General features: G+C 69.8%; 17 protein-coding genes. 8 read left to right on the forward strand and 9 right to left on the reverse strand.

What is annotated here, in order from left to right:
• Positions 1 to 24: 24 nt before the first annotated feature.
• Together dapD and dapC are read right to left on the reverse strand one after the other, a co-directional pair.
• Entirely contained in the window at positions 25 to 849 is an 825-nt protein-coding gene (gene dapD, locus I8E28_RS12090; RefSeq protein ID WP_200788308.1) for a 2,3,4,5-tetrahydropyridine-2,6-dicarboxylate N-succinyltransferase, read from the reverse strand.
• Positions 846 to 2063: a succinyldiaminopimelate transaminase gene (dapC, locus tag I8E28_RS12095; RefSeq protein WP_200788309.1), complete on the reverse strand. Its 1218-nt coding sequence runs from the start codon at positions 2061 to 2063 to the stop codon at positions 846 to 848. The genes dapD and dapC overlap by 4 nt, the downstream gene beginning before the upstream one ends.
• A 110-nt stretch (positions 2064 to 2173) precedes the next feature.
• Between dapC and budC the strand changes: the two genes are divergently transcribed.
• The gene (gene budC / locus I8E28_RS12100) at positions 2174 to 2938 is read left to right on the forward strand and encodes a meso-2,3-butanediol dehydrogenase (RefSeq protein WP_200788310.1); all 765 of its coding nucleotides are present in this window, start codon (positions 2174 to 2176) and stop codon (positions 2936 to 2938) included.
• A gap of 70 nt (positions 2939 to 3008) precedes the next feature.
• A complete protein-coding gene (locus tag I8E28_RS12105; protein WP_200788311.1) occupies positions 3009 to 3398 on the forward strand; it encodes a VOC family protein in 390 nt (129 codons plus the stop codon).
• Between the two features lie 6 nt (positions 3399 to 3404).
• Here the strand turns inward: I8E28_RS12105 and I8E28_RS12110 are convergent, their stop codons facing one another.
• The gene (locus tag I8E28_RS12110; protein ID WP_200788312.1) at positions 3405 to 4295 is read right to left on the reverse strand and encodes a DUF72 domain-containing protein; all 891 of its coding nucleotides are present in this window, start codon (positions 4293 to 4295) and stop codon (positions 3405 to 3407) included.
• A 171-nt stretch (positions 4296 to 4466) separates the two neighbouring features.
• Between I8E28_RS12110 and smc the strand changes: the two genes are divergently transcribed.
• The 3 genes from smc (at position 4467) to ligA (ending at position 11138) form a co-directional block, all read left to right on the forward strand.
• Positions 4467 to 7979 (forward strand): chromosome segregation protein SMC, encoded by a 3513-nt coding sequence (smc, locus tag I8E28_RS12115; protein ID WP_200788313.1) that lies wholly within the window; start codon positions 4467 to 4469, stop codon positions 7977 to 7979.
• A gap of 66 nt (positions 7980 to 8045) precedes the next feature.
• Positions 8046 to 9083, forward strand: coding sequence for a cell division protein ZipA C-terminal FtsZ-binding domain-containing protein (locus I8E28_RS12120; protein WP_200788314.1), 1038 nt, complete (start codon positions 8046 to 8048; stop codon positions 9081 to 9083).
• Positions 9084 to 9086: 3 nt separating this feature from the next.
• Positions 9087 to 11138 (forward strand): NAD-dependent DNA ligase LigA, encoded by a 2052-nt coding sequence (ligA, locus tag I8E28_RS12125; protein WP_200788315.1) that lies wholly within the window; start codon positions 9087 to 9089, stop codon positions 11136 to 11138.
• Here ligA and I8E28_RS12130 read toward each other — a convergent pair.
• Positions 11135 to 11554 (reverse strand): YbaN family protein, encoded by a 420-nt coding sequence (locus tag I8E28_RS12130; protein ID WP_200788316.1) that lies wholly within the window; start codon positions 11552 to 11554, stop codon positions 11135 to 11137. The genes ligA and I8E28_RS12130 overlap by 4 nt on opposite strands.
• Before the next feature lie 32 nt (positions 11555 to 11586).
• On the opposite strand from I8E28_RS12130, the gene def reads away from it, so the two are divergent.
• Together def and I8E28_RS12140 are read left to right on the forward strand one after the other, a co-directional pair.
• Positions 11587 to 12126: a peptide deformylase gene (def, locus tag I8E28_RS12135; protein ID WP_200788317.1), complete on the forward strand. Its 540-nt coding sequence runs from the start codon at positions 11587 to 11589 to the stop codon at positions 12124 to 12126.
• 8 nt (positions 12127 to 12134) lie between these two features.
• Entirely contained in the window at positions 12135 to 13064 is a 930-nt protein-coding gene (locus I8E28_RS12140) for a glycosyltransferase family protein (RefSeq protein ID WP_200788318.1), read from the forward strand.
• A 111-nt stretch (positions 13065 to 13175) separates the two neighbouring features.
• On the opposite strand, the gene I8E28_RS12145 is transcribed toward I8E28_RS12140, so the two are convergent.
• Positions 13176 to 15812 carry a [protein-PII] uridylyltransferase gene (locus I8E28_RS12145; RefSeq protein WP_338050773.1) on the reverse strand — a complete coding sequence of 879 codons (2637 nt, stop codon included), beginning with the start codon at positions 15810 to 15812 and terminating at the stop codon, positions 13176 to 13178.
• A gap of 7 nt (positions 15813 to 15819) precedes the next feature.
• Entirely contained in the window at positions 15820 to 16626 is an 807-nt protein-coding gene (map, locus tag I8E28_RS12150) for a type I methionyl aminopeptidase (RefSeq protein ID WP_200788319.1), read from the reverse strand.
• A gap of 125 nt (positions 16627 to 16751) precedes the next feature.
• Between map and purL the strand changes: the two genes are divergently transcribed.
• Positions 16752 to 20723, forward strand: a complete 3972-nt coding sequence (gene purL / locus I8E28_RS12155) for a phosphoribosylformylglycinamidine synthase (RefSeq protein ID WP_200788320.1) — start codon at positions 16752 to 16754, stop codon at positions 20721 to 20723.
• A 3-nt stretch (positions 20724 to 20726) separates the two neighbouring features.
• Here the strand turns inward: purL and I8E28_RS12160 are convergent, their stop codons facing one another.
• From I8E28_RS12160 to I8E28_RS12170, 3 genes are all read right to left on the reverse strand, one after another.
• Positions 20727 to 22367, reverse strand: coding sequence for an esterase/lipase family protein (locus I8E28_RS12160; RefSeq protein WP_200788321.1), 1641 nt, complete (start codon positions 22365 to 22367; stop codon positions 20727 to 20729).
• Between the two features lie 103 nt (positions 22368 to 22470).
• Positions 22471 to 23208: an SDR family NAD(P)-dependent oxidoreductase gene (locus I8E28_RS12165; protein ID WP_200788322.1), complete on the reverse strand. Its 738-nt coding sequence runs from the start codon at positions 23206 to 23208 to the stop codon at positions 22471 to 22473.
• Between the two features lie 4 nt (positions 23209 to 23212).
• Positions 23213 to 24514 carry a family 1 glycosylhydrolase gene (locus I8E28_RS12170; RefSeq protein ID WP_200788323.1) on the reverse strand — a complete coding sequence of 434 codons (1302 nt, stop codon included), beginning with the start codon at positions 24512 to 24514 and terminating at the stop codon, positions 23213 to 23215.
• Positions 24515 to 24524 lie beyond the last annotated feature (10 nt).

Genomic DNA, 24524 nt, shown 5'->3' on the forward strand with positions numbered 1-24524 from the left:
TTCTCCTCCGTCGCTCGCTGTGCTTCAGGGCCGCAGCAGGTCGTTCAGGCTGGTCTTGGCGCGCGTCTGGGCGTCGACGCGCTTGACGATGATCGCGGCGTACAGGCTGTACTTGCCGCCGTCCTTGGGCAGGCTGCCCGAGATGACGACGGAGCCGGCCGGGATGCGGCCGTAGCTCGTTTCGCCGGTGGTGCGGTCGTAGATCGGGGTGCTCTGGCCGATGTACACGCCCATCGACACCACCGAGTTCTCCTCGACGATCACGCCTTCGACGATCTCCGAGCGGGCGCCGATGAAGCAGTTGTCCTCGATGATGGTCGGGTTGGCCTGCAGCGGTTCCAGCACGCCGCCCAGGCCCACGCCGCCGGACAGGTGCACATTCTTGCCGACCTGCGCGCATGAGCCCACCGTGGCCCAGGTGTCGACCATGGTGCCCTCGTCGACGTAGGCGCCGATGTTCACGTAGCTGGGCATCAGGATCGCGCCCTTGGCGATGAAGCTGCCGCGGCGCGCCACGGCCGGCGGCACGACGCGCACGCCGGTGGCGGCCATCTCCTCGGGCGACAGGTGCGCGAACTTGGTCTGCACCTTGTCGAAGAAGGCCAGGTCGCCGGCCTTCATCACCGCGTTGTCCTTCAGGCGGAACGACAGCAGCACCGCCTTCTTGATCCACTGGTGCACGGTCCACCGGCCCACGCCTTCACGCGTGGCGACGCGCAGGCGGCCGTGGTTCAACTCCGCGATGACGTGCTCGACGGCGTCGAGGACGTCCTTGGGTGCCTGTCCCGGGGAGAGCTGGGCGCGGTTCTCCCACGCGGTGTCGATGGTCTGCTGCAGCGATGCGGTCATGAAAGCCTGGAGGTGGAAGGGTCCTGCACGTAACGGACGATGCGCCGCGCTGCTTCGAGGCATTCGGCGGTCTCGGCCACCAGCGCCATGCGCACCCGTCCGGCGCCGGGGTTGCGGCCCGCGCTCTCGCGAGCGAGGAAGCTGCCCGGCAGCACCGTCACATTGTATTGAGCCAGCAGGCCGCGGGCGAACGCCTGGTCGTCGCCCCCGGGCACGCCGGCCCAGAGGTAGAAGCCGGCGTCGGGCAACCGCACGTCGAGCACCTGCGACAGCACCGGCGTCACGTCGGCGAACTTGCGGCGGTACTGCGCGCGGTTGGCAACGACGTGCTCCTCGTCGCCCCAGGCCGCGATGCTGGCCGCCTGCACCGGCGGCGCCATCGCGCTGCCGTGGTAGGTGCGGTACAGGGCGAAGGCCTTGAGCAGCTGCGCGTCGCCGGCGACGAAGCCGCTGCGTATGCCCGGCACGTTGCTGCGCTTGGACAGGCTGGTGAAGGCGACGAGGCGCGGGAAGGCATCGCGCCCGAGCATGGCCGCGGCTTCGAGCCCGCCCAGCGGCGGCTCGTCACGGAAGTAGATTTCCGAGTAGCACTCGTCGGAAGCGATCACGAAGCCGTGGCGGTCCGACAACGCGAACAGCTTGCGCCACTCGTCCAGCGGCATCACGGCGCCGGTGGGGTTGCCGGGTGAGCAGACGTAGACCAGCCGCGTGCGCTCCCACACCGATTCCGGGACGCTGTCCCAGTCGATCGCGAAGTTGCGCGCCGGATCGGACGGCGCGTAGTACGGCTCCGCGCCCGCCAGCACGGCCGCGCCCTCGTAGATCTGGTAGAACGGATTCGGGCAGACCACGATGGCCCCTGCCCCCGGATCGACGACCGTCTGCGCGAACGCGAACAGCGCTTCGCGTGAGCCGTTCACGGGCAGCACCTGCGTGGCGGGATCGAGCTTCAGCGCATACCGCCGATGCAACCAGTTGGTGAAAGCCTCGCGCAACGCCGGCGTGCCGATGGTGGGCGGGTAGGCGGCCAGGTCGGTGCCGGGGCGCTCCAGCGCCTGCGAGAGCGCCTGCTTGATGAAGGGCGGGGTCGGGTGCTTGGGCTCGCCGATCCCCAGGCTGATGGGCGTGAAGTCCGGATTCGGCACCACGCCGTCGAACAACCGCCGCAGCCGCTCGAAGGGGTAGGGCTGCAGCCGGTCGAGAAGCGGATTCATCGGCGGATTATCCGTGGTCGCGTTGCGCGGCCGTGGCGGGTGTCGCCCTTGTCCGACCTCGCCGACGCCAGGCCGCTCCCATGCTGGCGCCTTCCCGCAAGGAGCAAGGCATGGAACGGTTCACGGGCAAGGTGGTGATCGTCACGGGCGGCGGCTCGGGCATCGGCGAAGGCATCGCGCGGCGCTTCAGCGCGGAAGGCGCGTGCGTGGTGCTGGCCGGCCGCACGCGCGAGAAGCTGGAGCGGGTCGCCGCGACCTTGCCCGCCGACCGCACGCTGGTGAAGGTGACCGACGTGCGCAAGTTCCGGCAGGTCGAGGCGCTCGTCGATGCCGCGGTCAAGCGCTTCGGCCGGCTCGACGTCATGGTGAACAACGCCGGCGTCGCGCCCGAAGGCCAGGTCGACGAAGCGACGCTGGACGAGTGGGAGGACACGATGGCGACCAACGCGGGCGGCGTGTTCCACGGCTGCCGCGCGGCGATCGCGCACCTGAAGGCCACGCAGGGCTGCATCGTCAACATGGCCTCGGTCTCCGGCCTGGGCGGCGACTGGGGCCTGTCGTTCTACAACGCGTCCAAGGGCGCGATCATCAACTTCACCCGCGCGCTGGCCCTCGACCACGGCCCCGACGGCGTGCGCGTGAACTGCGTCGCGCCCAGCTTCACGCTCACGCCGATGACCGAGGACATGCAGGGCAAGCGTGCGCTGCTCGCCAAGTTCAAGGAACGCATGCCGCTCGGGCGGCCTGCGACGCCGGCCGAAGTCGCCGCCGTCGTCGCGTTCCTCGCGAGTCCGGACGCGGCGATGGTCACCGGCGTGTGCCTGCCCGTGGACGGCGGTGTCACCGCGGCGAGCGGCCAGCCGGACATGTCCTGACGTGACGTTCCTCCCTTGAAACGGCCGCGCAGCGGACTATGGTTCGCGGCCCGACCTCCAGGAGCGAGCCATGCAGCTGAGCCAGACCACCGTCACCACCATCCTGCCCGTCGTCGATCTCGGGCGAGCGCGGGCGTTCTACGAAGGCAAGCTCGGCCTGCAGCCGCTGTCGAAGCCCGACGGCAAGATCCTCTACCACTGCGGCTCCGGCGACATCGCACTGATGCCGCGCGATGCCGGCACCAAGGCCGAGCACACCGCGCTCAGCTTCGAGGTCCCCGATATCGCCGCGGCGGTGCTTGAACTGGAAGGCGCGGGCGTGCGCTTCGAGGATTACGACATGCCGGGCTTGAAGACCGAGGGCCATGTCTGCGCCATGGGCACCGAGAAGGCCGCCTGGTTCTACGACCCCGAAGGCAACTGCCTGTGCCTGCACGAGGACATGACGACGAAGCACTGAGCGGGCTCAGCCGTCCTTGGGCGCCCGCACCCCCAGCAGCGCCATCAGCTCGCGGGCGTTGTCGGGCGCGTGGAGCTTGTCGGTGTTGTCGAAGTAGCAGTACACGTCCAGCGGCTTGCCCTGGCCGGGCGACCTGCGTGTGATCAGGCGCGCGTCGGCCGGCTCGCGCCCCTGTCGCCAGGCGTCGATGCAGGCGGCCCAGCGCTCGATCTCTTCCGGGGTGTAGCGGCTGTTGTACAGCTCGGTCGAGCCGTGCAGGCGCATGTAGACGAAGTCGGCCGTGACGTCCTCGTACAGCGGCCAGGGGCGAGGCGTGTCCGCCACCACCCAGGCGACGTTGTACTTGCGCAGGAGGGCGATGAAGGCGGCGTCGACGAAGCTGTCGTGGCGCACTTCGACGCAGTGCCGTAGCTTCATCTTCACCGGCGGGTCGAGCAGCTCGCGGCCTTCCAGCCGCTGGTCGCGCCAGCGCGCGACCTGGGCCGCCTGCGTGGTGTCCTTGGGCAGGGCGGAAAAGAATTGCTCGAACAGGTCCAGGTTCAGCCGCACCTGCGGCGGGAACTGCCACAGGATCGGCCCCAGCTTGTCGCCCAGCGCGAACACGCCCGACGCGAAGAAATTGCCCAGCGCCGTGTCGGCGTTGCGCAGCTTGAGCATGTGGGTGATGTAGCGCCCGCCCTTGACGGCGAACAGGAAGCCCGGCGGCGTCTGCGCGGCCCACTGGGCATAGAAACCCGGCCGCTGCAGCGAGTAGAAGGAGCCATTGAGCTCGATGCTGTTGAACTGCCGGGACGCGTGGTGCAGCTCCCTGGACTGCGCCAGCCCGGTGGGGTAGAAGTTGCCGCGCCACGGTTCGTAGCGCCATCCCGAGACCCCGATCCAGACCTTGCCCGCCATGCGGGAGGTGTTACCAGATGCAGGGCGGCGGCGGGGTCGGTTCCTAGCGAAATCCGGGGCCGGAGGCAAGCGCTCCAGGCGGCGGGAGGTGCCTGATCAGCACGCTATCATGCGGACGCGTTTCGCGGCTCCGCCAGAGGGCGGCGCCCCTTCCGACCAGGGCTTGTTCACGTGCGACTCACCTCCATCAAGCTTTCCGGATTCAAGTCCTTCGCCGAACCCACGAACTTCATGCTCCCCGGCCAGCTGGTCGGGGTGGTCGGCCCCAACGGCTGCGGCAAGTCCAACATCATGGACGCCGTGCGCTGGGTGCTCGGCGAGTCCAAGGCGAGCGAACTGCGTGGCGAGTCCATGCAGGACGTCATCTTCAACGGCACGACCAGCCGCAAGCCGGCGTCGCGCTCCTCGGTCGAGCTGATCTTCGACAACGCGGACCACCGCGCGGGCGGCCAGTGGAGCCAGTTCGCCGAGATCGCGGTCAAGCGCGTGCTGACGCGCGACGGCACGTCCAGCTACTACATCAACAACCAGCCGGTGCGCCGGCGTGACGTGCAGGACGTGTTCCTGGGCACGGGCCTGGGCCCGCGCGCCTACGCCATCATCGGCCAGGGCACGATCAGCCGGATCATCGAATCCAAGCCCGAGGAACTGCGCCTGTTCCTCGAGGAAGCCGCGGGCGTGTCCAAGTACAAGGAACGCCGCCGCGAGACCGAAAACCGGCTGTCGGACACGCGCGAGAACCTGACCCGGGTCGAGGACATCCTGCGCGAGCTCAACGCGAACCTGGACAAGCTGGAGAAGCAGGCCGAGGTCGCCGCGCGCTACAACCAGCTGCAGGCCGACGTCACGCTCAAGCAGCACCAGCAGTGGTTCCTCAAGCGCGCCGAGGCCGAGGTCGACCAGGGCCGCCTCAAGCAGGACGCCGACAAGGCGGTCAACGAGCTCGAGTCGCGCATCGCCGACCTGCGCCACGTCGAGAACGAGCTGGAGACGATCCGCCAGGCGCACTACGCCGCGGGTGACCACGTCAACCAGGCCCAGGGCCAGCTGTACGAAGCCAGCGCCGAAGTCGGCCGGCTGGAGGCGGAGATCCGCTTCGTCGTCGAAGGCCGCCAGCGCGTCGAGCAGCGCCTGCAACAGCTGAAGGAGCAGGCCGCGCAGTGGGCCGCGCGCAAGGACGACGCGGCTGCCGAGATCGAGACCCTGGCCGCGCAAGGTGTCGACGCCGAGGAGAAGGCCGCGCTGCTCGCCGCGCAGGTGGAAGAGCAGGCGCAGGTGCTGCCCGACCTGGAAGAGGCGCTGCGCCAGGCGCAGGCCAAGTCGGCCGAGCAGCGCATCGGCGTCGGCCAGGTGCAGCAGCAGATCCAGGTGCTGGCGGCCGACCAGCGCAACATCGACGAGCAGACCCGCCAGCTGACGCAGCGTCGCGAGCGTCTCGTCGCCGATCGCAACGCGCTTGCCGCCCCGGACGAGGCACGGCTGGCCAACCTGCAGCAGCAGCTGGCCACCGCGCAGGAGACGGCGGAAACCAGCGACGCGCGCCTGCACGAGCTGCAGGACCAGGTGCCGCAGCTCGACGAGGACCGGCGTGCGAAGCAGCAGGCCGTCAACACCGAGACGCACAAGCAGGCCGACCTGTCGGCGCGCATGGAGGCGCTGAAGGCCCTGCAGGAAAAGGTGCAGACGGACGACAAGCTCAAGCCTTGGCTGGCCAGACACGGCCTCGATGGCCTGCAGGCGCTGTGGAGCCGCATCCACGTGGAGCAGGGCTGGGAGAACGCACTGGAAGCGGCGCTGCGCGAGCGGCTGTCGTCGCTCGAGGTGTCGCGCCTGGACATGGTTCGCGCGTTCGCGTCCGACGCGCCGCCGGCGAAGCTGGCGTTCTTCTCGCCGCCGCAAGCCGGCGCGCCCGAAGCGGCCGGTGCGCTGCCGCGCCTGTCCGACCTGCTGCGCCTGAACGACGCCGGCCAGAAGGCGCTGCTCACCGACTGGCTGCACGGCTGCTACACCGCGCCCTCGTTCGAGGAAGCGCTGGCCGCGCGAGATCGCCTGCAGCCCGGCGAAGCCGTGTACGTGAAGGGCGGCCACTGCGTCACCCGGCACAGCGTGAGCTTCTACGCGCAGGATTCCGAGCGCGCCGGCCTGCTGGCACGCCAGCAGGAGATCGAGAACCTCGAGAAGCAGCTGCGTGCGCAGGCGCTGATCACCGAGGAAGCGCGGTCCGCGCTGGTGCGGGCCGAAGCGGCCTACTCCGATGCGTCGCAACGCCTCGTCACCGCGCGCCGCGAAGCCGCCGAGGCGCAGGACCGCTTCCACGAGATCCAGGTCGAGACGCTGCGCCTGACGCAGCTGGCCGAGCAGACCCGCGCGCGCAGCGAGCAGATCGCCGGCGACATGGCCGAAGTCGACGCGCTGCTCGAGGAACTGCAGGAACGCCGCGTGGCTGCCGAAGCGCGCTTCGAGGAACTGGACATGCAGCTGGCCGACAGCCAGGAACGGCATGCCCAGCTGGACGAGCGCGTCCTCGAGTCCGAGCGCAAGCTGGCGCAGGCCCGCGAGCAGCAGCGCACGCTGGAGCGCCAGGCGCAGGAAGCGCAGTTCTCGCAGCGCACGCTGGAGGCGCGCCGCGGTGAACTGCAGCGCGCCATCGAGACCGCGCAGCAACAGGCGGGTTCGCTGGCGACGGAGGAAGAGCGCGCGCACGCCGAACTCACGCGTCTCACGGACGCGGCCGCGCAGGCCGGCCTGCAGAACGCGCTGCAGCTGAAGTCGGAGCGCGAGCAGGCGCTGGGCGCCAAGCGCAGCGAGTACGACGACCTCACCGCCAAGCTGCGCGCCAGCGACGAACGCCGCCTGCAGCTGGAACGCGAGCTCGACCCGCTGCGCCAGCGCATCACCGACATGCAGCTGAAGGAACAGGCCGCGCGCCTGGGCCTGGAGCAGTACACGCAGCTGCTCACGGACGCGAACGCGGACCTCGAGGCGGTCGCGAAGTCGGTCAGCGAGAACAACGTGCGCCTGGCCGGCATGCAGGGCGACATCGACCGCCTGCAGCGCGAGATCGCCGCGCTGGGCGCCGTGAACCTCGCGGCGCTGGAGGAACTGACCACCGCCCGCGAGCGCAAGCAGTTCCTCGACGCGCAGAACGCCGACCTGACGGAAGCGATCACCACGCTGGAAGACGCCATCCGCAAGATCGACGGCGAGACGCGCGAGCTGCTGGCGGGTACCTTCAACACCGTCAACGAGCACTTCGGCCGCATGTTCCCGGAACTGTTCGGCGGCGGCAACGCCCGGCTGGTGATGACGGGCGAGGAGATCCTCGACTCCGGCGTGCAGGTGATGGCGCAGCCGCCCGGCAAGAAGAACCAGACCATCCACCTGCTGTCCGGTGGCGAGAAGGCACTCACCGCCATCGCGCTCGTGTTCGCCATCTTCCAGCTGAACCCGGCGCCGTTCTGCCTGCTGGACGAGGTCGACGCGCCGCTGGACGACGCCAACACCGAGCGCTACGCCAAGCTGGTGTCGGCGATGGCGAAGGAGACCCAGTTCCTGTTCATCAGCCACAACAAGATCGCGATGGAGATGGCCGAGCAGCTGATCGGCGTGACCATGCAGGAGCAGGGCGTCTCGCGCATCGTGGCCGTGGACATGGAGTCGGCTGCTTCCATGGTCGAGGCCTAGCGTGATGATCGCGAAGCGCATTTCCCGCCCTCTCCCCCCGGGAGCGGGCCGGGGTGAGGGCGGCGCATGAGCACCTTCACCCTGGGCCTCGGCATCCTCGGCGGCGTCGTGCTGGCCGGCGTCGTGGGCTGGAACGCCTGGACCACGCGCAAGCTCACGCCGCGCCAGGCCGAAGCCCCGACGCCCCGTGACGACGCCCACGCGGACACCGGACCCGTCGAGCCGTCGTTCGACGGCCCGCTGGGCGACGACTCCGTCCCGCCGCTGCCGCAACCTGAACGCAAGCCCGGCCTCGACGCGCTCATCGACGCCATCGCGCCGATCGCCGTCGACACGCTCGTGTCGGGGGAAGCGGCGCTGGCCGCGTTGCCCGCCACCCGCCGCGCGGGCAGCAAGCCTTTCGCCATCGAAGGCCACGACGAGCGCACCCAGCACTGGGAAACGCCGCAGGCCGGCCGCCGCTACAACGCGTTCCAGGCCGGCGTGCAGCTGGCCAATCGCATGGGCGCGCTCAACGAGATCGAATACTCGGAGTTCGTGGTCAAGGCGCAGGCCTTCGCCGATGCGATCGGCGGGTCGCCCGAGTTCCCCGAGATGCTGGAAGAGGTGGCGCGTGCGCGCGAGCTGGACCAGTTCGCGGGCGGCCACGACGCGCAGCTGGGCTTCACGCTGCGCGCGCGCTCGGCGGCCTGGAGCCCGGGCTACGTGCAGCAAAACGCTGCCAAGCTCGGCTTCATCGCCGGCGCAATCCCGGGCCGCATGGTGCTGCCCGCGTCGCAGCAGGGGCAGCCGCCGTTGCTGGTGCTGTCGTTCGACACGCAGGCCGCGCTGGCCGAAGACCCGACGCAGGCCGCCATCCGCGACATCACGCTCAGCCTGGACGTGCCGCAGGTGCATCGCGGCGAACAGCCCTTCCTGCGCATGCGCGAGGCCGCGGTCGCGCTGGCGACGTCGATGGATGGCGTGCTCACGGACGACGCCGGGCAGTTGATCCGCGACGAAGGCCTGGACGTGATCGGCGCCGACCTCGAGCAGCTGTACGACACGCTGGAAGCGCGCGACCTCGCTGCGGGTTCGCCGCAGGCGCGCCGTCTCTTCAGTTAAGCCATGACCGCCTCCCCGAAGGTGCAGGAGCGCATCGACGCGCTGCGCGAGCTGCTGCACCACCACGCCCACCAGTACTACGTGCTCGACGCGCCGGAGCTGCCGGACGCGGAGTACGACAAGCTGTTCCGCGAACTGCAGGAGCTGGAGGCCCGGCACCCCGAGCTGCTGGTGCCCGATTCGCCCACGCAGCGCGTCGGCGGCGCGGTGCTCGAAGGCTTCGCCAAGGTGCGGCACAAGGTGCCGATGCTGTCGATCCGCACCGAGACGGACATCGAGGCCACGGGCGCGCGCAACTTCGATGGCCGCGTGCGCCGCGAGCTGGGCCTGGTGGAGGGCGCCGAGCCGATCGAGTACGTGGCCGAACTCAAGTTCGACGGCCTGGCCATCAGCCTGCGCTACGAGCGCGGCACGCTGGTCCAGGCCGCCACGCGCGGCGACGGCGAGGTCGGCGAGGACGTCACGCAGAACATCCGCACGGTCGGCCAGATCCCGCTGCGACTCCACGGCAAGGACGTGCCGCCGGTGCTCGAAGTGCGCGGCGAGGTCTACATGCGCCGCGACGACTTCGAGCGCATGAACGAGCAGCAGCGGCAGAAGATCGCGCAGGGCGCGAAGAACGAGAAGACCTTCGTCAACCCGCGCAATGCAGCTGCGGGTGCCGTGCGCCAGCTCGATCCGGCGATCGCGCGCCAGCGGCCCCTCAGCTTTTTCGCCTACGGCTGGGGCGAGATCGACGGCGGCCCGGCGTTCGGGACGCACTTCGAGCTGCTGCAGGCGCTGCGCCGCTGGGGAATGCCCGTCAGCGCCGATACGCGCGTGTGCAAGGGCGCCGACGAACTCGTCGCATTCCACCAGGAGATCGGCGCGCGCCGCGACCAGCTGCCGTACGACATCGACGGCGTGGTCTACAAGGTCAACAGCCTGGCGCTGCAGAAGCGCCTGGGCTTCGTCACGCGCGAGCCGCGCTGGGCGGTCGCGCACAAGTTCCCGGCGCAGGAGCAGCTGACGACCGTCGTCGACATCGGCATCCAGGTCGGGCGCACCGGCAAGCTGACGCCGGTCGCCAAGCTCGAGCCCGTGTTCGTCGGCGGCGTGACCGTCACCAACGCCACCCTGCACAACGAGGACGAAGCGCGCCGCAAGGACGTTCGCATCGGCGACACGGTGATCGTGCGCCGTGCGGGCGACGTGATCCCCGAAGTGGTCGCCGTCGTGCCCGACAAGCGCGTGAAGGGCGCGGAGCCGTTCACCATGCCGCACCGCTGCCCCGTGTGCGGCAGCGAGGCGGTGCGCGAGGAGGGCGAAGCCGACTACCGCTGCACCGGCGGGCTGTTCTGCGGTGCCCAGCGCAAGCAGGCCATCCTGCATTTCGCGCAGCGCCGCGCGATGGACGTCGAAGGCCTGGGCGAGAAGCTGGTCGACCAGCTGGTCGAGGCGGGCGTGGTGAAGACGTTGCCGGACCTGTACCGGCTCGGCCTGGCGAACCTCGTCGCGCTGGACCGCATGGGCGAGAAGTCGGCGCAGAACCTGCTGGCGGGCCTGGAGCAGTCGAAGACGACCACCTTGCCGCGCTTCCTCTATGGCCTGGGCATCCGCCACGTCGGCGAAGCGACGGCGCGCGACCTGGCGCGCCACTTCGGCGGACTGGACGCGATCATGGATGCGAGTGCCGAACGGCTGCTCGAAGTGCCCGACGTCGGTCCCATCGTCGCCGAAAGCATCCACACCTTCTTCGCCCAGCCGCACAACCGCGAAGTGGTCGAGCAACTGCGCGCGTGCGGCTTGCACTGGGAAGAGGGCGAACCGGCGGCGCAAGCGCCCAAGCCGCTCGCCGGCAAGACCGTGGTGCTCACCGGCACGCTGCCGACCCTCGGCCGCGACGAAGCCAAGGACCTGCTCGAAGCCGCCGGCGCCAAGGTGGCCGGCTCGGTGAGCAAGAAGACCAGCTACGTCGTCGCCGGCGCGGAGGCCGGCAGCAAGCTGGACAAGGCGCAGGAACTGGGCGTGCCGGTGCTGGACGAAGACGGACTGCGCAAGCTGCTGGCGGGTTAGGCGCCCGGCATCCGCTCCGGGCGCCGCCAGAGCCAGGCGCCGACGGCGGCCATGGTGGCGATGGCCGCCAGCACGAACCAACGCGGGCCGATGAACAGCAGCATGCCGATGGCGCTGCCCGACATCATGACGGTCGCCACCCACTTGGCCCGCCGCGGCACCACGCCGCCGCGGCGCCACGCCACGATGTACCGGCCCAGGTAGGGGTGGGTGACCAGCCAGCGCTCCAGCCGCGGCGAACTGTGCGAGGCGGCCCAGGCGGCCAGCAGCAGGAAGGGCACGGCGGGCATCACCGGCAGGATGGCCCCCACGACCGCCAGCACGAGGCAGACGACGGCGAGGACGCCGAACGCCCACCGCACGACCCGGGGCGAACGGAGCGGCGTGAGGTCGTTGTCCGGCGGTGGGATCGGCATGGCCCGATTGTCGCGCCGGTATGCTTGGCGCCATGGCAGTCCGAGACATCCTGAAGATGGGCGACCCGCGCTTGCTGCGCGTCGCCCAACCCGTGCGCGAGTTCGACACCGACACCCTGCACCTGCTCGTCACCGACATGGTCGACACGATGAAGGCGGCCAGCGGCGCCGGACTTGCGGCGCCGCAGATCGGCGTCGACCAGCAGGTCGTGATCTTCGGCACCGATGCGCCGAACCCGCGCTATCCCGATGCGCCCGTCGTGCCGAGGACCGTCCTCGTGAACCCGGTGATCACGCCGGTGGGCGACGAGGAGGAAGAGGGCTGGGAAGGTTGCCTGTCGGTGCCCGGCCTGCGTGGCGTCGTCCCGCGTTGGAAGCGCATCCGCTACACGGGCTTCGACCAGTACGGCGACCCGATCGACCGCACCGTCGACGGCTTCCACGCCCGCGTCGTGCAGCACGAGGTCGACCACCTGCTGGGCAAGCTGTACCCGATGCGGGTGCGCGACTTCTCGAAGTTCGGCTTCACCGAGGTGCTGTTCCCGGGCCTCGACGCGGGCGAGGACGACTGAATCGCGCGATGGCGCGCATCGTGTACCTCTCCTGGCCGGCCGGCGAGATCGCCGGCGGCATCAAGGCGGCGTTCCAGCACGTCGAACTGCTGCGCGCCGCGGGGCACGATGCCGTGGTCGCGACGCCGGACGGCATGCCGCCGCGGTGGTTCGCGACCGACGTGCCGGTCGAGCGGCTCGAGGCGGTGCGTCGCGACGACGTGCTGGTGTTCCCCGAAAACAACCCGTCGCTGTTCGCGCGCTTCGCGACTTCGGCGCAGCGCAAGCTGGTGTTCTGCCAGAACCCGCACTACGTGTTCCAGGGCCTCGCCGGCCGCGGCTCGTACGCGGACTGGGGCGTCTCCGCGCTGCTGTGTCCGAGCCGCAACGTGGTGGACTTCGCGCAGCGCCGCTTTCCTGGGCTGCGCGCGTTCCACACGCCGTTCTTCGTCGACACGGAGCGCTTCCGCCCCGCTGCGAAGGCGATGCAGGTGGCATGCATCCCGCGCAAGCGCACGCTGGAGTTCGGCGCGATCCACGATCTCGTGCGCGCCGCCGATCCGTCGTTGCGCGAGGTGCGCTGGAACGCGCTGCAGGGCGCGACGGAGGAGCAGGTCGCCCGCGTGCTCGGTGAATCGGCCGTGTACCTCTCGCTCGCAAGGCTGGAGGCGCATTCGCTGGCGATCCTGGAGGCGATGGCTTCCGGGTGCATCGTTGCCGGGTTCGTCGGCGTGCCGGGAGGCAGCGACAGTTCGAGTGCGGCCAACGGGCTGTGGGCGGCGGAGGACGACGTGCAGGGGTGCGCGGTGCGTGTCGTGGAGGCGCTGCGGTTGGCAGCCGAAGGCGGGCCGAAGCGCGATGCGATGGTGGAGGCGGCGCGGGTGACGGCGGCCAGGTGGAGCCGCAAGGCTTCGGCACGTGCCCTGATGGACGCTTGGGCGGAGATCCTGCCGGGTTGATGGAAGCGATGGGTCCCCGCCTCCGCGGGGACGACGGAGCCTCGTCATTCCCGCGCCTTTCCCGTCATTCCCGCGAAGGCGGGAATCCACCGCTTCCGGCTCCTCGATCCCTCAAGCCGCCAGCGCTTCCAGCAACTCCGTCTCGATCTCGATCTGGCGGCGGTTCTGCTGCAGTTCCGGCCCGTCGACGAGGAACGTGTCCTCGACGCGCTCGCCCAGCGTCGTCACCTTCGCGAGCTGCAGGTTGATCTTGTGCTTCGCAAGCACGAGCGCGATGGAATACAGCAAGCCGAGCCGATCGCTCGCGGAGATCGACAGCAGCCAGCGTTGCGCGCGTTCATCGGGCGCCAGTTGGACGCGCGGCGCGACCGGGAAGCTCTTGACCCGGCGCGACACGCGCCCGCGGCTGGGAGCGGGGAGCGGGCCCGCGCGCTCCAGCGTCTGCTCCAGCCCGTTCTCCACCATGCTCACCAGCTCGCGGTAGTGCTCGGGCAGCATCGCCGTGACGACCTGGAAGGTGTCCAGCGCGTAGCCGTTGCGCGCGGTGTGGATGCGCGCGTCCAGGATCGAGAAGCCGGCCTGGTCGAAGTAGCCGCAGATGCGGGCGAACAGGTCGGGCTGGTCCGGCGTGTAGACCACGACTTGCAGGCCTTCGCCCGCGGGCGATCGCCGCGCGCGCACCAGCGCCTTGGTGGCGCCCACGTGGCGCGAGATGTGGCGCGTGTGCCAGGCGATCTCGCCGGCGTCGTGGCGCATGAAGTAGCCGACGTCCAGCGTGTCCCACAGCTTCTTGTGCGCTTCGAAGGGCATCGAGTGCAGCTGCATCTGCACCAGCGCCTCGCGCTTGCGCTGCTCGATCTCGGCCGAGGTGTCCGGCTGGTGCCCACCCAGTGCACGCAGCGTCGCGCGGTACAGGTCTTCCAGCAGCTTGCCCTTCCAGGCGTTCCACACCTTCGGGCTGGTGCCGCGGATGTCAGCGACGGTGAGCAGGTACAGCGCGGTGAGCGTGCGCTCGTCCTTCACGCGTGCCGCGAACGCGGAGATCACTTCTGGGTCGGACAGGTCTTCCTTCTGCGCGATGCGGCTCATGGTCAGGTGCTCGCGCACCAGGAACTCCACCAGCCGCGCGTCCGTGGTCTTGAAGCCGTGCTGGCGGCAGAAGCGCCGCACCTCCTGCCCGCCCAGCTCGGAGTGGTCGCCGCCGCGGCCCTTGGCGATGTCGTGGAACAGCGCAGCGATGTACAGCACCCACGGGCGGTCGTAGCCGGCGGCCAGCTGCGAGCAGAACGGGTACTCGTGCGCGTGCTCGGCGATGAAGAAGCGGCGCACGTTGCGCAGCACCATCAGGATGTGCTGGTCCACGGTGTAGACGTGGAACAGGTCGTGCTGCATCTGGCCGACGATGCGCCGGAACGGCCAGAGGTAGCGGCCCAGCACCGACGTCTGGTTCATCAGCCGGAACGAGTGCGTCAGGCCGGCCGGCTGCATCAGCATCGCGCGGAAAGTCGCGTGGTTGATGGGATCGTTGCGGAACTTCGCGTCCATCACGCCGCGCGCGTTGTACAGCGCCCGCAGCGTGCGCGCGGACAGGCCCTTGATGCCCATCGTGGTCTGGTACAGCAGGAAGGTCTCGAGGATCGCTTGCGGCTCGCGCTGGTACAGCCCGTCGTCGACCACCTCCAGCATCCCGCCCTTGTTCAGGAAGCGCGCGTTCAAGGGTTCCGGGTCGCCGCCGCCGGGGATCAGGCGCTCCTCGATGTTCAGCAGCAGGATCTGGTTCAGCTGCGTCACCGCCTTGGCCGCCCAGTAGAAGCGCTTCATCAGCTGCTCGCTGGCGCGCTGCACCAGCCGGCCTTCGGGCGTCGTGACGTTGCGGTAGCCGAAGGTTTCCGCGACGGCGGTCTGCAGGTCGAACACCAGCCGGTCCTCGCGGCGGCGCGCGATGGCATGCAACCGCGCGCGGATCAGGTCCAGCAGCGCCTCGTTGCGCTGAAGCTGCCTCGCCTCCAGGTCGGTGGCCAGCCCGCGGCGGGCGAGTTCGTCCCAGCTGGTGCCGAAGCGCGCCGCACGCGCGATCCACAGGATGACCTGCAGGTCGCGCAGGCCGCCCGGCGATTCCTTGCAGTTGGGCTCCAGCGAGTACGGCGTGTTCTCGTACTTGGTGTGCCGCTGGCGCATCTCCAGCGTCTTGGCGATGAAGAAGGCCTGCGGGTCCAGCACCTCGCGTGAGCGCGCCTGCAGGTCGGCGAACAAGGCAGCGTCGCCCGCCAGCAGGCGCGATTCGAGCAGCGAGGTCTGGATGGTGACGTCGGCCTGCGCCTGCTGCACGCACTCGGCGACCGTGCGCACGCTGGAGCCGATCTCCAGGCCCGTGTCCCAGCAGTTGCCGATGAACCCCTCGAGCCGCTGCTTGAGCGACGCGTCGCCATCGGCCTGCACGCCGTCGGGCAGCAGCAATAGCACGTCGACATCCGAATGCGGGAACAGCTCGCCGCGGCCGTAGCCGCCGACCGCGACCAGCGCGGAGCCGGTCGGGAATTCAGCCAGGTCCCACAGCTCGCGCAGCGCAGCGTCGACGTGGCGCGCCAGCCGGCGCAGCAGCGGGCGCACGGCGCGTGCCGCGAGGCCCGGCGCGAGCAGCGCGGCGTTGACCGCGTCCTTCTGCGCCTTCAGTCGATCGCGCAGCGCGGCGCAGGGATTGGGGAGAGCCGCCGTCCCGGCCGGCAGGGTGCGCGCGGCGGCGGTCACGGGCGCCTCAGGCGGCGTTGACGAAGGGCGGCGGCGGCGGGCTGCCGGCCGACAGCGTCAGCACCTCGTAGCCGGTCTCGGTGACCAGCACCGTGTGCTCCCACTGGGCGGACAACGAATGGTCCTTGGTCACGATGGTCCAGCCGTCGTTGCCCAGTTCCTTCACCTCCTTGCGGCCGGCGTTGATCATGGGCTCGATGGTGAAGGTCATGCCGGGCACCAGTTCCTCCAGCGTGCCGGGCTTGCCGTAGTGCAGCACCTGCGGCTCCTCGTGAAAGTTGCGGCCGATGCCGTGGCCGCAGAACTCGCGCACGACGGAGAAGCCGTTCTTCTCGGCGAACTGCTGGATCGCCCAGCCGATGTCGCCCAGGCGCGCGCCCGGCCTGACCTTGGTGATGCCGTGCCACATCGCGTCGTAGGTGATCGCGACCAGGCGCTTGGCGGCGATGGAGGCCTCGCCGACGATGAACATGCGGCTGGTGTCGCCGTACCAGCCGTCCTTGATGACGGTGACGTCGACGTTGACGATGTCGCCCTTCTTCAGCGGCTTGTCGTTCGGGATGCCGTGGCACACCACGTGGTTGACCGACGTGCACAGCGAGGCGGGGTAGGGCGGGTAGCCCGGAGGCTGGTAGCCCAGCGTGGCGGAGACGCTGCCCTGCTTCTTCATGCACTCGGCGGACAGCTGGTCGATCTCGCGCGTGGTGATGCCGGGCTTGATGTGGGGCGTGAGGAAGTCCAGCACCTCGGCCGCCAGCCGGCAGGCGGTTCGCATGCCCTGGATGCCGTCGACGTCCTTGTACGTGATGCTCATGGCCGCGATTATCCCAGACGCCCCCGCGCGCCGCTGGAGAGCACGACCGTGCCCGGTAGAATGACGGGGTCTCGTCGCGGGCCCCAGTCAGCGGTCCGCGGTGCCTTCCCCACACAGGCCGTCCAGTGACCCTGCACATCACCGAGTTCGAAGGGGGTCGCGCGCTCAGCGACTTCCGCATCCGCCAATTGCTGCCGCGCCTGCGCGAGGTGCACGAGAGGATCGAGGGGGTGCATGCACGCTTCCTGCACCTGGCCGCGTGGGACCATGCACCATCCGCGGGCGACCGTGACCGGCTCGCTGCGCTGCTGACCTACGGCGAGCCCTTCGCGGGCAACGCGGACGGCGAACTCTTCGTCGTCACGCCGCGCCTCGGGACCGTGTCGCCGTGGGCTTCGAAGGCGACCGACATCGCGCACAACTGCGGCCTCGGCGTGCACCGGGTCGAACGCGCCGTCGAGTACCGCGTGCAGCTCAAGGGCAAGCTGCTGGGCAATGACACGCTGTCCGCCGCGCAACGCGAGGCCATCGCCGCGCTGCTGCACGACCGCATGACCGAGAGCGTGCTGCCGGACCGCAGCGGTGCGCAGCACCTGTTCGACGAAGTGGAAGCCGCGCCGATGGAGCAGGTGGACGTGCTCGGTGGCGGCCGCGGCGCGCTGGAGCGCGCCAACGTGCAGTTCGGCCTGGCGCTGGCCGACGACGAGATCGATTACCTGGTCGAAGCCTTCCGCAAGCTGGAACGCAACCCGACCGACGTCGAGCTGATGATGTTCGCGCAGGCCAACAGCGAGCACTGCCGGCACAAGATCTTCAACGCGCAGTTCACCATCGATGGCGTGCCGCAGGACAAGTCGCTGTTCGGGATGATCCGCAACACGCACCAGCTGCAGCCGGCGCACACCATCGTCGCCTACGCGGACAACGCGGCGGTGATGGAAGGCTCGAAGGTCGAGGCGTTCGTTCCCGCGCGCGGCGACGTACCGAGCGCTTACCAGCGGCGCGACGCCACGCACCACGTGCTGATGAAGGTGGAGACGCACAACCACCCGACCGCGATTTCGCCGTTCCCAGGCGCGTCGACGGGTGCCGGCGGCGAGATCCGCGACGAAGGCGCCACCGGCCGCGGCGCGAAGCCCAAGGCAGGCCTGACCGGCTTCTCGGTCTCGAAGCTGTGGGACTCGCCGAACGGCCGGCCCGCGCACATCGCCAGCGCGCTGCAGATCATGACCGAGGGCCCGCTGGGCGGCGCCGCGTTCAACAACGAGTTCGGCCGTCCCAACCTGCTGGGCTACTTCCGCGAGTACGAGCAGGACGTCGCCGGCGTGGTCCGCGGCTACCACAAGCCGATCATGATCGCGGGCGGCCTGGGCTCGATCGACGAGCGCGTGACGCACAAGATCCAGTTCCCCGCCGGCACGCTGCTGGTGCAGCTGGGCGGTCCGGGCATGCGCATCGGCATGGGCGGCGGCGCGGCGAGCTCGATGGCCACCGGCACCAACGCCGCCGACCTCGACTTCGATTCCGTGCAGCGCGGCAACCCGGAGATCGAGCGCCGCGCGCAGGAGGTCATCAACCACTGCTGGACGCTGGGCGAGCAGAACCCGGTCCTGGCGATCCACGACGTCGGTGCGGGCGGGCTGTCGAACGCGTTCCCCGAATTGACCAACGACGCCGGGCGCGGCGCGCGGTTCGACCTGCGCCAGGTGCCGCTGGAGGAATCCGGCCTCGCGCCCAAGGAGATCTGGAGCAACGAGAGCCAGGAACGCTACGTGCTGGCCATCGCGCCCGAGTCGCTGGAGCAGTTCCGCGCGCTGTGCGAGCGCGAGCGGTGCCCGTTCGCGGTGGTGGGGGTGGCGACGGAGGAGCGGCAGCTCGTGGTGGCGGACGAGGGCGCAGCGACGCCGGTGGACATGCCCATGGACGTCCTCCTCGGCAAGCCGCCCAAGATGCACCGCGACGTGAAGACCGTGCGGCGGGACGTGCCGGCGATCGATCTCACGGGCGTCGAACTGCAGGACGCCGTCATCAAGGTGCTCGCGCACCCGACCGTCGCGTCCAAGCGCTTCCTGGTGACGATCGGCGATCGCACCGTGGGCGGCCTGTCCCATCGCGACCAGATGGTCGGTCCGTGGCAAGTGCCGGTGGCCGACTGCGCCGTGACGCTGGCCGACTACAAGGGCTTCGCGGGCGAGGCGATGAGCATGGGCGAGCGCACGCCGCTGGCCGCCACCAACGCCGCGGCTTCGGGCCGCATGGCGGTGGCTGAAGCCATCACGAACCTGCTCGCCGCGCCGATCGAGCTGCCGCGGGTGAAGCTGTCGGCCAACTGGATGGCCGCGTGCGGCGAGCCCGGCGAGGACGCAGCGCTGTACGAGACGGTGCAGGCGGTGGGCATGGAACTGTGCCCGCAGCTGGGCATCTCGATCCCGGTCGGCAAGGACAGCCTGTCGATGCGCACGCAGTGGTCGGAGGACGGCGCGCGCAAGCAGGTCACGGCGCCGGTCAGCCTCGTGATCACCGCGTTCGCCACGCTGGCCGACGTGCGCGGCACGCTGACGCCGCAACTGGACGCGCAGCAGGACACGACGCTGGTGCTGGTCGACCTGGGCAAGGGCCGCCACCGCATGGGCGGCAGCATCCTGGCGCAGGTGCTGGGCCAGCCCGGCGGCGACGTGCCGGATCTCGACGACGCGCAGGACCTCATCCAGCTGGTGAACGCCATCAACGCGCTGCGCTCGCAGGGCAAGCTGCTGGCATACCACGACCGCAGCGACGGTGGCCTGATGGCGGCCGCGTGCGAGATGGCGTTCGCGGGCCATGTCGGCGTGAGCCTGAACGTGGACCTGCTGGTCACGGAAGGCGACGGCATCAGCGACAGCCGCGCCGACTTCGGCGATGCGAAGAACTGGGCCTCGCAAATCGCGCCGCGCCGCCAGGAGCTCACGCTCAAGGCGCTGTTCAACGAGGAACTCGGCGTCGTGCTGCAGGTGCGCACCGCCGAACGCAACGAGGTGATGCAAGTGCTGCGCGAGCACGGCCTCTCGAAGCACAGCCACTTCGTCGGCGTGACCCGTCCCGCGTCGTCGGCGATCGAAATGGGCAAGGGCGAAGTGCAGGTCTGGCGCGACACCAAGGCGGTGTTCAGCGCGAAGCTGGCCGACCTGCACCAGGTGTGGGACAGCGTCAGCTGGAAGATCTGCCAGCAGCGCGACAACCCCGAGTGCGCGGACCAGGAGCATGCGGCCGCCGGCGACCCCGCCGACCCGGGCCTGCAGTTCGCGCCGTCGTTCGATCCGGCGGAGGACGTCGCCGCGCCGTTCCTGAATCTCGCTCGTCCGCGCGTGGCGATCCTGCGCGAGCAGGGCGTCAACTCGCATGTGGAGATGGCCTACTGCTTCGACACCGCGGGCTTCGAGGCGATCGACGTGCACATGACCGACCTGCAGTCCGGGCGCGCGAAGCTGGACGACTTCCGCGGCTTCGTCGCCTGCGGCGGCTTCAGCTACGGCGACACGCTGGGCGCGGGCATCGGCTGGGCGCGCAGCATCACGTTCAACCCGCAACTGGCCGACCAGTTCCGCGCGTTCTTCGGCCGCAACGAGACATTTGCGCTGGGCGTGTGCAACGGCTGCCAGATGCTGGCAGAGCTCGCCGACATCATCCCGGGCGCGCAGGCCTGGCCGCGGTTCACCACCAACAAGAGCGAGCGCTACGAGGCGCGCCTGTCGCAGGTGGAGGTGCTCGAGTCGCCCAGCATCTTCTTCGCCGGGATGGCGGGCAGCCGCCTGCCGATCGTGGTCGCGCACGGCGAGGGCTATGCGAACTTCGACCACCGCGGCGACTCGGCGAAGGTGATCCCGGCGATGCGCTTCACCGACCACCACGGCCGGCCGGCCGAGGCCTACCCGTTCAACCCGAATGGCAGCCCGGCCGGGCTGACGGCAGTGACGACGGCCGACGGCCGCTTCACGGCCATGATGCCGCACGCCGAGCGCGTGTTCCGCAACGTGCAGATGTCGTGGACCGGCGGCGACGTGGCGCAGGCCAGCCCGTGGCTGCGCATCTGGCGCAACGCGCGCCGCTGGGTGGGCTGACGCTCAGTCCTCGAGCACGGCGCCGTCGTTCCAGCTGGAGACGACCAGGCGCACGCTGCCCTTCAGGCCGGGCGACGCGGGCAACAGGTGGCCCTTCCCGTCCGGCGCGAGGCTCTCGATGGGCAGTGACAGTTGCACGGAGCCCTTGTCGATCGGCGTGACGTCGATCGTGGCTTTCGGCGCCGACACGCCGTTGCCCTGCCAGCTGTAGGTCACCTTCCAATGGGCGTCGGCGCTGGCGGGCGGGAAGAGCTCCAGCACCGCGACATCGCGGAACAGGTAGTTGCCTTCGTAATGCTCGTTGAGCCACAGGCGGCGGTCGATCTCGTAGTCCGGCGTGCGTACGCCGAGTTCCAGGCTGTACGACAGCCCGGGCTTGTTCGGGTTCACGCGCGCGCGGTTGGCGAGGAACACCGTCGACAGGTACAGCGATTGCGGCGTCTCCAGCTGCGCCTGCGTGACGCAGGCGGGCGAGTCCTCCTCCGATCGGCGGCGTGTCAGCTGCCACAGCTTGCCGCGCGCCGATGCCTGCAACTCCACCTGGTACAGCGCCGCGACGGGACGGCCCTTGGCGGCCTTGACCACCATGGGGGGCAGGCGCACCGCATCGATGTCCAGCCAGATGTCCACCCGAACGTCGCCGAACAGGAAGCGCGTGAGGTTCTGGAACGCCTCCTCGCTGTTCACGATGCCGAAGTAGCCCGAGTGGGAGCGGAATGCGAACGCCTTCCCGCACTGCTCGCCGACGCTGCCGTCGGCGTTCAGCGCGTTCAGCGTCGCGTTCTCGATGCGCACCAGCCCGTCGCTCCCATGGCCGACGAAAGTGCGTGACAGGCCGGCGGCCACTTCGTAGTCCATGCGGTTGGTGCCGACCATGGTGAAGATGCGGCGCGGCGACATGCGATCCACCGGCATCAGGTCCACGCGGCCGTGCTTGGCGTAGGCGGCGTCCAGGCCGAGGTAGCCCGCCATCCCCGCGCCGCGGTTGAAGGTGTTGATCGCGAACAGCGACAGCCAGCGCGGCACGTTGATGCCGGCCACGTCGATGCCGTTGTGCGGCGTGGCGTAGGTGAAAAACTTGTCGACGCAGGCGGTCGCGCCGTGCGGGTCCAGCGCGGGGTTCTGCAGCATCGCGCGGCAGACCAGCCCGCCCATGGAGTGCGCGACCAGGTAGCACTTGAAGTCCTCGCGCTCCACGCCGTTGGCGGGGTTCGCGCAGACCAGATCGCGCACGCGGTCGACCAGCTTGCTCAGGTCGCGCGCGAACTGGCGGATGTCCGGCTGGGCGCCGCTGCCCAGCAGCAGCGACGCTTCGTCGTAGTAGCGGTGGATGAGGATGCAGCGCGCGTCGAGCCGGTTGTCGCTCTTGCGGCCGCTGGCGTCGCGCTCCCATTCGGGGTCCAGGATGTCGTGGCCGTCCTCGTACGCCTCGGTGTAGCCGTAGTCGGACATCAGGCGCACGACGGGCGACTCGAACACGGACTTGCGCGGCGGCAGCTTCCTGTCGGCGGTGGCGCGCAGCACCGTGGAGCCGATGTTGAAGCCGCAGAACGGGTCCGCGGTGGTCTCGTCGATCTCGCCCTGCGTCATCGCGTAGCCGCGCACGTAGATGACCGGGTAGTACGGTGCCTGGAAGCGTGCCATCGCCGGGCCCTCCTCGGCCGCAGGCTAAGGCTGGGCCACGGGCGGGGCACTAGGGTTGGCACGCAGCGCGTGCCGTGGCCCTGTCAATCTTGACGCCGCTTCGTCAGAGTTCGCTGAGCCGGCCGCCGTCGACGACCAGTGTTGCGCCCTGGACGTGGCGCGCATCGTCCGACGCCAGGAAAGCGACGGCTGCAGCGATGTCGTCCGGCTGCAGCAGCTCCTGCGGGTCGATGTGCTCCACGCCGGACTGCACCTCGGGGTTGCTGCGCAGCATCGGCGTCTCGACGGCCCCGGGCAGCACGGCATTGCAGCGGATGTCGCGCGCGCGGCCTTCGAGGGCGGACGACCGGGTCAGCGAGAGCAGGGCGGCCTTGGCGGCCGCGTAGGGCGCCACGTGCGGCGTGGTGCGCACCGCATGCACGCTGGCGACGTTCACGACGGCGCCGCCCCGCGGCATGTGCAGGAACGCCTGCTTGGTGAAGAAGAACGCGCCGAGCAGGTCCACGCCGAGGATGCGCAGCCAGTCGTCGCCGGTGAACTGCTCGAGCGGCTTGAAGGACATCAGGCCGGCGTTGTTCACCACGACGTCGAGCGCGCCGAAGCGGTCCAGCACCTGCCGCACGCAGCGCTGCACGCCGGCTTCGTTCGACACGTCGCAGACCACCTCCAGGACCTGCGCCTCCTTCGGCAACGCTGCATGCGCACGTCCCAGCGCATCGGCGTCCAGGTCCACCAGCACGAGGCGCGCGCCTTCGCCCGCGAACCGTTGCGCGACGGCCAGCCCGATGCCCCCCGCCGCGCCCGTGACGAGCGCCACCTTGCCGTCGAACCGTCCCGCCATGGCCTCACTCCGCGTTGTGCGGTGCGTCCGTGTCGCGCACCGGTTGCGACCGCGCGCGCTGGCGGCGACGCTGCGCCCAGCCTTCGCCGTGTTCGCTGGGCAGCACCACCGGCACCTGCAGGCACACGCTCTGTGTCGGCAGCACCTCGCGCCAGTCGGCGATCAGCTGCTTGTAGGCGCGGCCCACGGGGCGGATGCGGCGGTCCAGGTCGAAGAGGCCGAGCGCATTGGCCTGGCCGTTGTCCTCGCGCAGCGCGCTGTCCCAGTCGACCTGGTCCACCAGCGAATACCAGGTGAAGCCCAGCACGGGGACGCCGTCGTTGCGCACGCGCAGGACGTTGGCCCACTCCTTCCAGAGCCAGTTGACCGACGCGCGGCCTTGCGCATCGTCGACGAGGTTGGTCTCCGTGTGCATGACGGGCAGGCGGTAGCGCTCGTGGTACTGGCGCGAGATCACCGCATAGCCGAACACCTCGCCCGATGGGGTCGTCAGCCCGTCGGCGCGCACCCGGTGCTCGTTGGTGACGTAGTAGTCGCTGCCCATGATGCAGTGGTGCTTGAGGCTGTGGCCCATGAAGAAGTGGTACTCCTCGCGCGCCAGGCCGTTGTCCATCAGGTACTCGTACATCTCCGAGTCCACGCGGCGGCCGTAGTTCAGGTCGAGCGAGAGGAAACGCTTGGCGTTCATCAGTTCCGCCGGCCCGATCGCCGCCGGGTCCTCGGCGTGGAAGTACTCGGACGATTCGCTCTGGATGAAGATCGCGTCCGGCCGCACCTGCAGGATGGCCTCCATCGCGAGCACGTTGGCCTGCACGATGTGCTTGAGCGCCGTGACGAATGCGCGGTCGCTCGTGAGCTGCTCGTTCCACCAGCCGTACAGCGCGGAGAAGCGCGCGCAGATGTACATCTCGTTGACCGGCGTGTAGAGCTGCACCCACGGGAAGCGCTGCGCGAACGCCTTCGCGTAGCCGGCGAACAGGCGCGGGAAGTCCGGGTTCTGGAAGTTGCCGATCCAGTCGGGCACGCCGAAGTGGCACAGGTCGACGATGGGCACCAGGTCCCGGCGCTGCAGTTCGCCGAAGGTGGCGTCCGCGAACTCCCAGTCGCAGCGCCCGTCGCCGAGCCAGGTGCGGTGCAGCGGCGGCCCGTAGCGCAGGAAGCGGATGCCCAGCTCAGTGACCAGCGCGAAGTCCGCGCGCCAGTGGCGGTAGTGGCCGCACTTGTCGAGCTCGTCGACGCGCCGGCCGCCCACGGTGGGATTGCTGTTCTCCACCCCGGTGGCGAACATGAAGCGGGCGTCGTCCATCCTGGACGAC

The sequence above is a fragment of the Ramlibacter algicola genome, assembly GCF_016641735.1.
In the GTDB taxonomy this organism is placed as follows: domain Bacteria; phylum Pseudomonadota; class Gammaproteobacteria; order Burkholderiales; family Burkholderiaceae_C; genus Ramlibacter; species Ramlibacter algicola.

Bases quoted from the DNA above. Each gene is read 5' to 3' on its own strand.
- dapD (WP_200788308.1), bottom strand. From the start codon at position 849: ATGACCGCATCGCTGCAGCAGACCATCGACACCGCGTGGGAGAACCGC.
- dapC (WP_200788309.1), bottom strand. From the start codon at position 2,063: ATGAATCCGCTTCTCGACCGGCTGCAGCCCTACCCCTTCGAGCGGCTG.
- budC (WP_200788310.1), top strand. From the start codon at position 2,174: ATGGAACGGTTCACGGGCAAGGTGGTGATCGTCACGGGCGGCGGCTCG.
- I8E28_RS12105 (WP_200788311.1), top strand. From the start codon at position 3,009: ATGCAGCTGAGCCAGACCACCGTCACCACCATCCTGCCCGTCGTCGAT.
- I8E28_RS12110 (WP_200788312.1), bottom strand. From the start codon at position 4,295: ATGGCGGGCAAGGTCTGGATCGGGGTCTCGGGATGGCGCTACGAACCG.
- I8E28_RS12120 (WP_200788314.1), top strand. From the start codon at position 8,046: ATGAGCACCTTCACCCTGGGCCTCGGCATCCTCGGCGGCGTCGTGCTG.
- ligA (WP_200788315.1), top strand. From the start codon at position 9,087: ATGACCGCCTCCCCGAAGGTGCAGGAGCGCATCGACGCGCTGCGCGAG.
- I8E28_RS12130 (WP_200788316.1), bottom strand. From the start codon at position 11,554: ATGCCGATCCCACCGCCGGACAACGACCTCACGCCGCTCCGTTCGCCC.
- def (WP_200788317.1), top strand. From the start codon at position 11,587: ATGGCAGTCCGAGACATCCTGAAGATGGGCGACCCGCGCTTGCTGCGC.
- I8E28_RS12140 (WP_200788318.1), top strand. From the start codon at position 12,135: ATGGCGCGCATCGTGTACCTCTCCTGGCCGGCCGGCGAGATCGCCGGC.
- map (WP_200788319.1), bottom strand. From the start codon at position 16,626: ATGAGCATCACGTACAAGGACGTCGACGGCATCCAGGGCATGCGAACC.
- I8E28_RS12160 (WP_200788321.1), bottom strand. From the start codon at position 22,367: ATGGCACGCTTCCAGGCACCGTACTACCCGGTCATCTACGTGCGCGGC.
- I8E28_RS12165 (WP_200788322.1), bottom strand. From the start codon at position 23,208: ATGGCGGGACGGTTCGACGGCAAGGTGGCGCTCGTCACGGGCGCGGCG.
- I8E28_RS12170 (WP_200788323.1), bottom strand. From the start codon at position 24,514: ATGGACGACGCCCGCTTCATGTTCGCCACCGGGGTGGAGAACAGCAAT.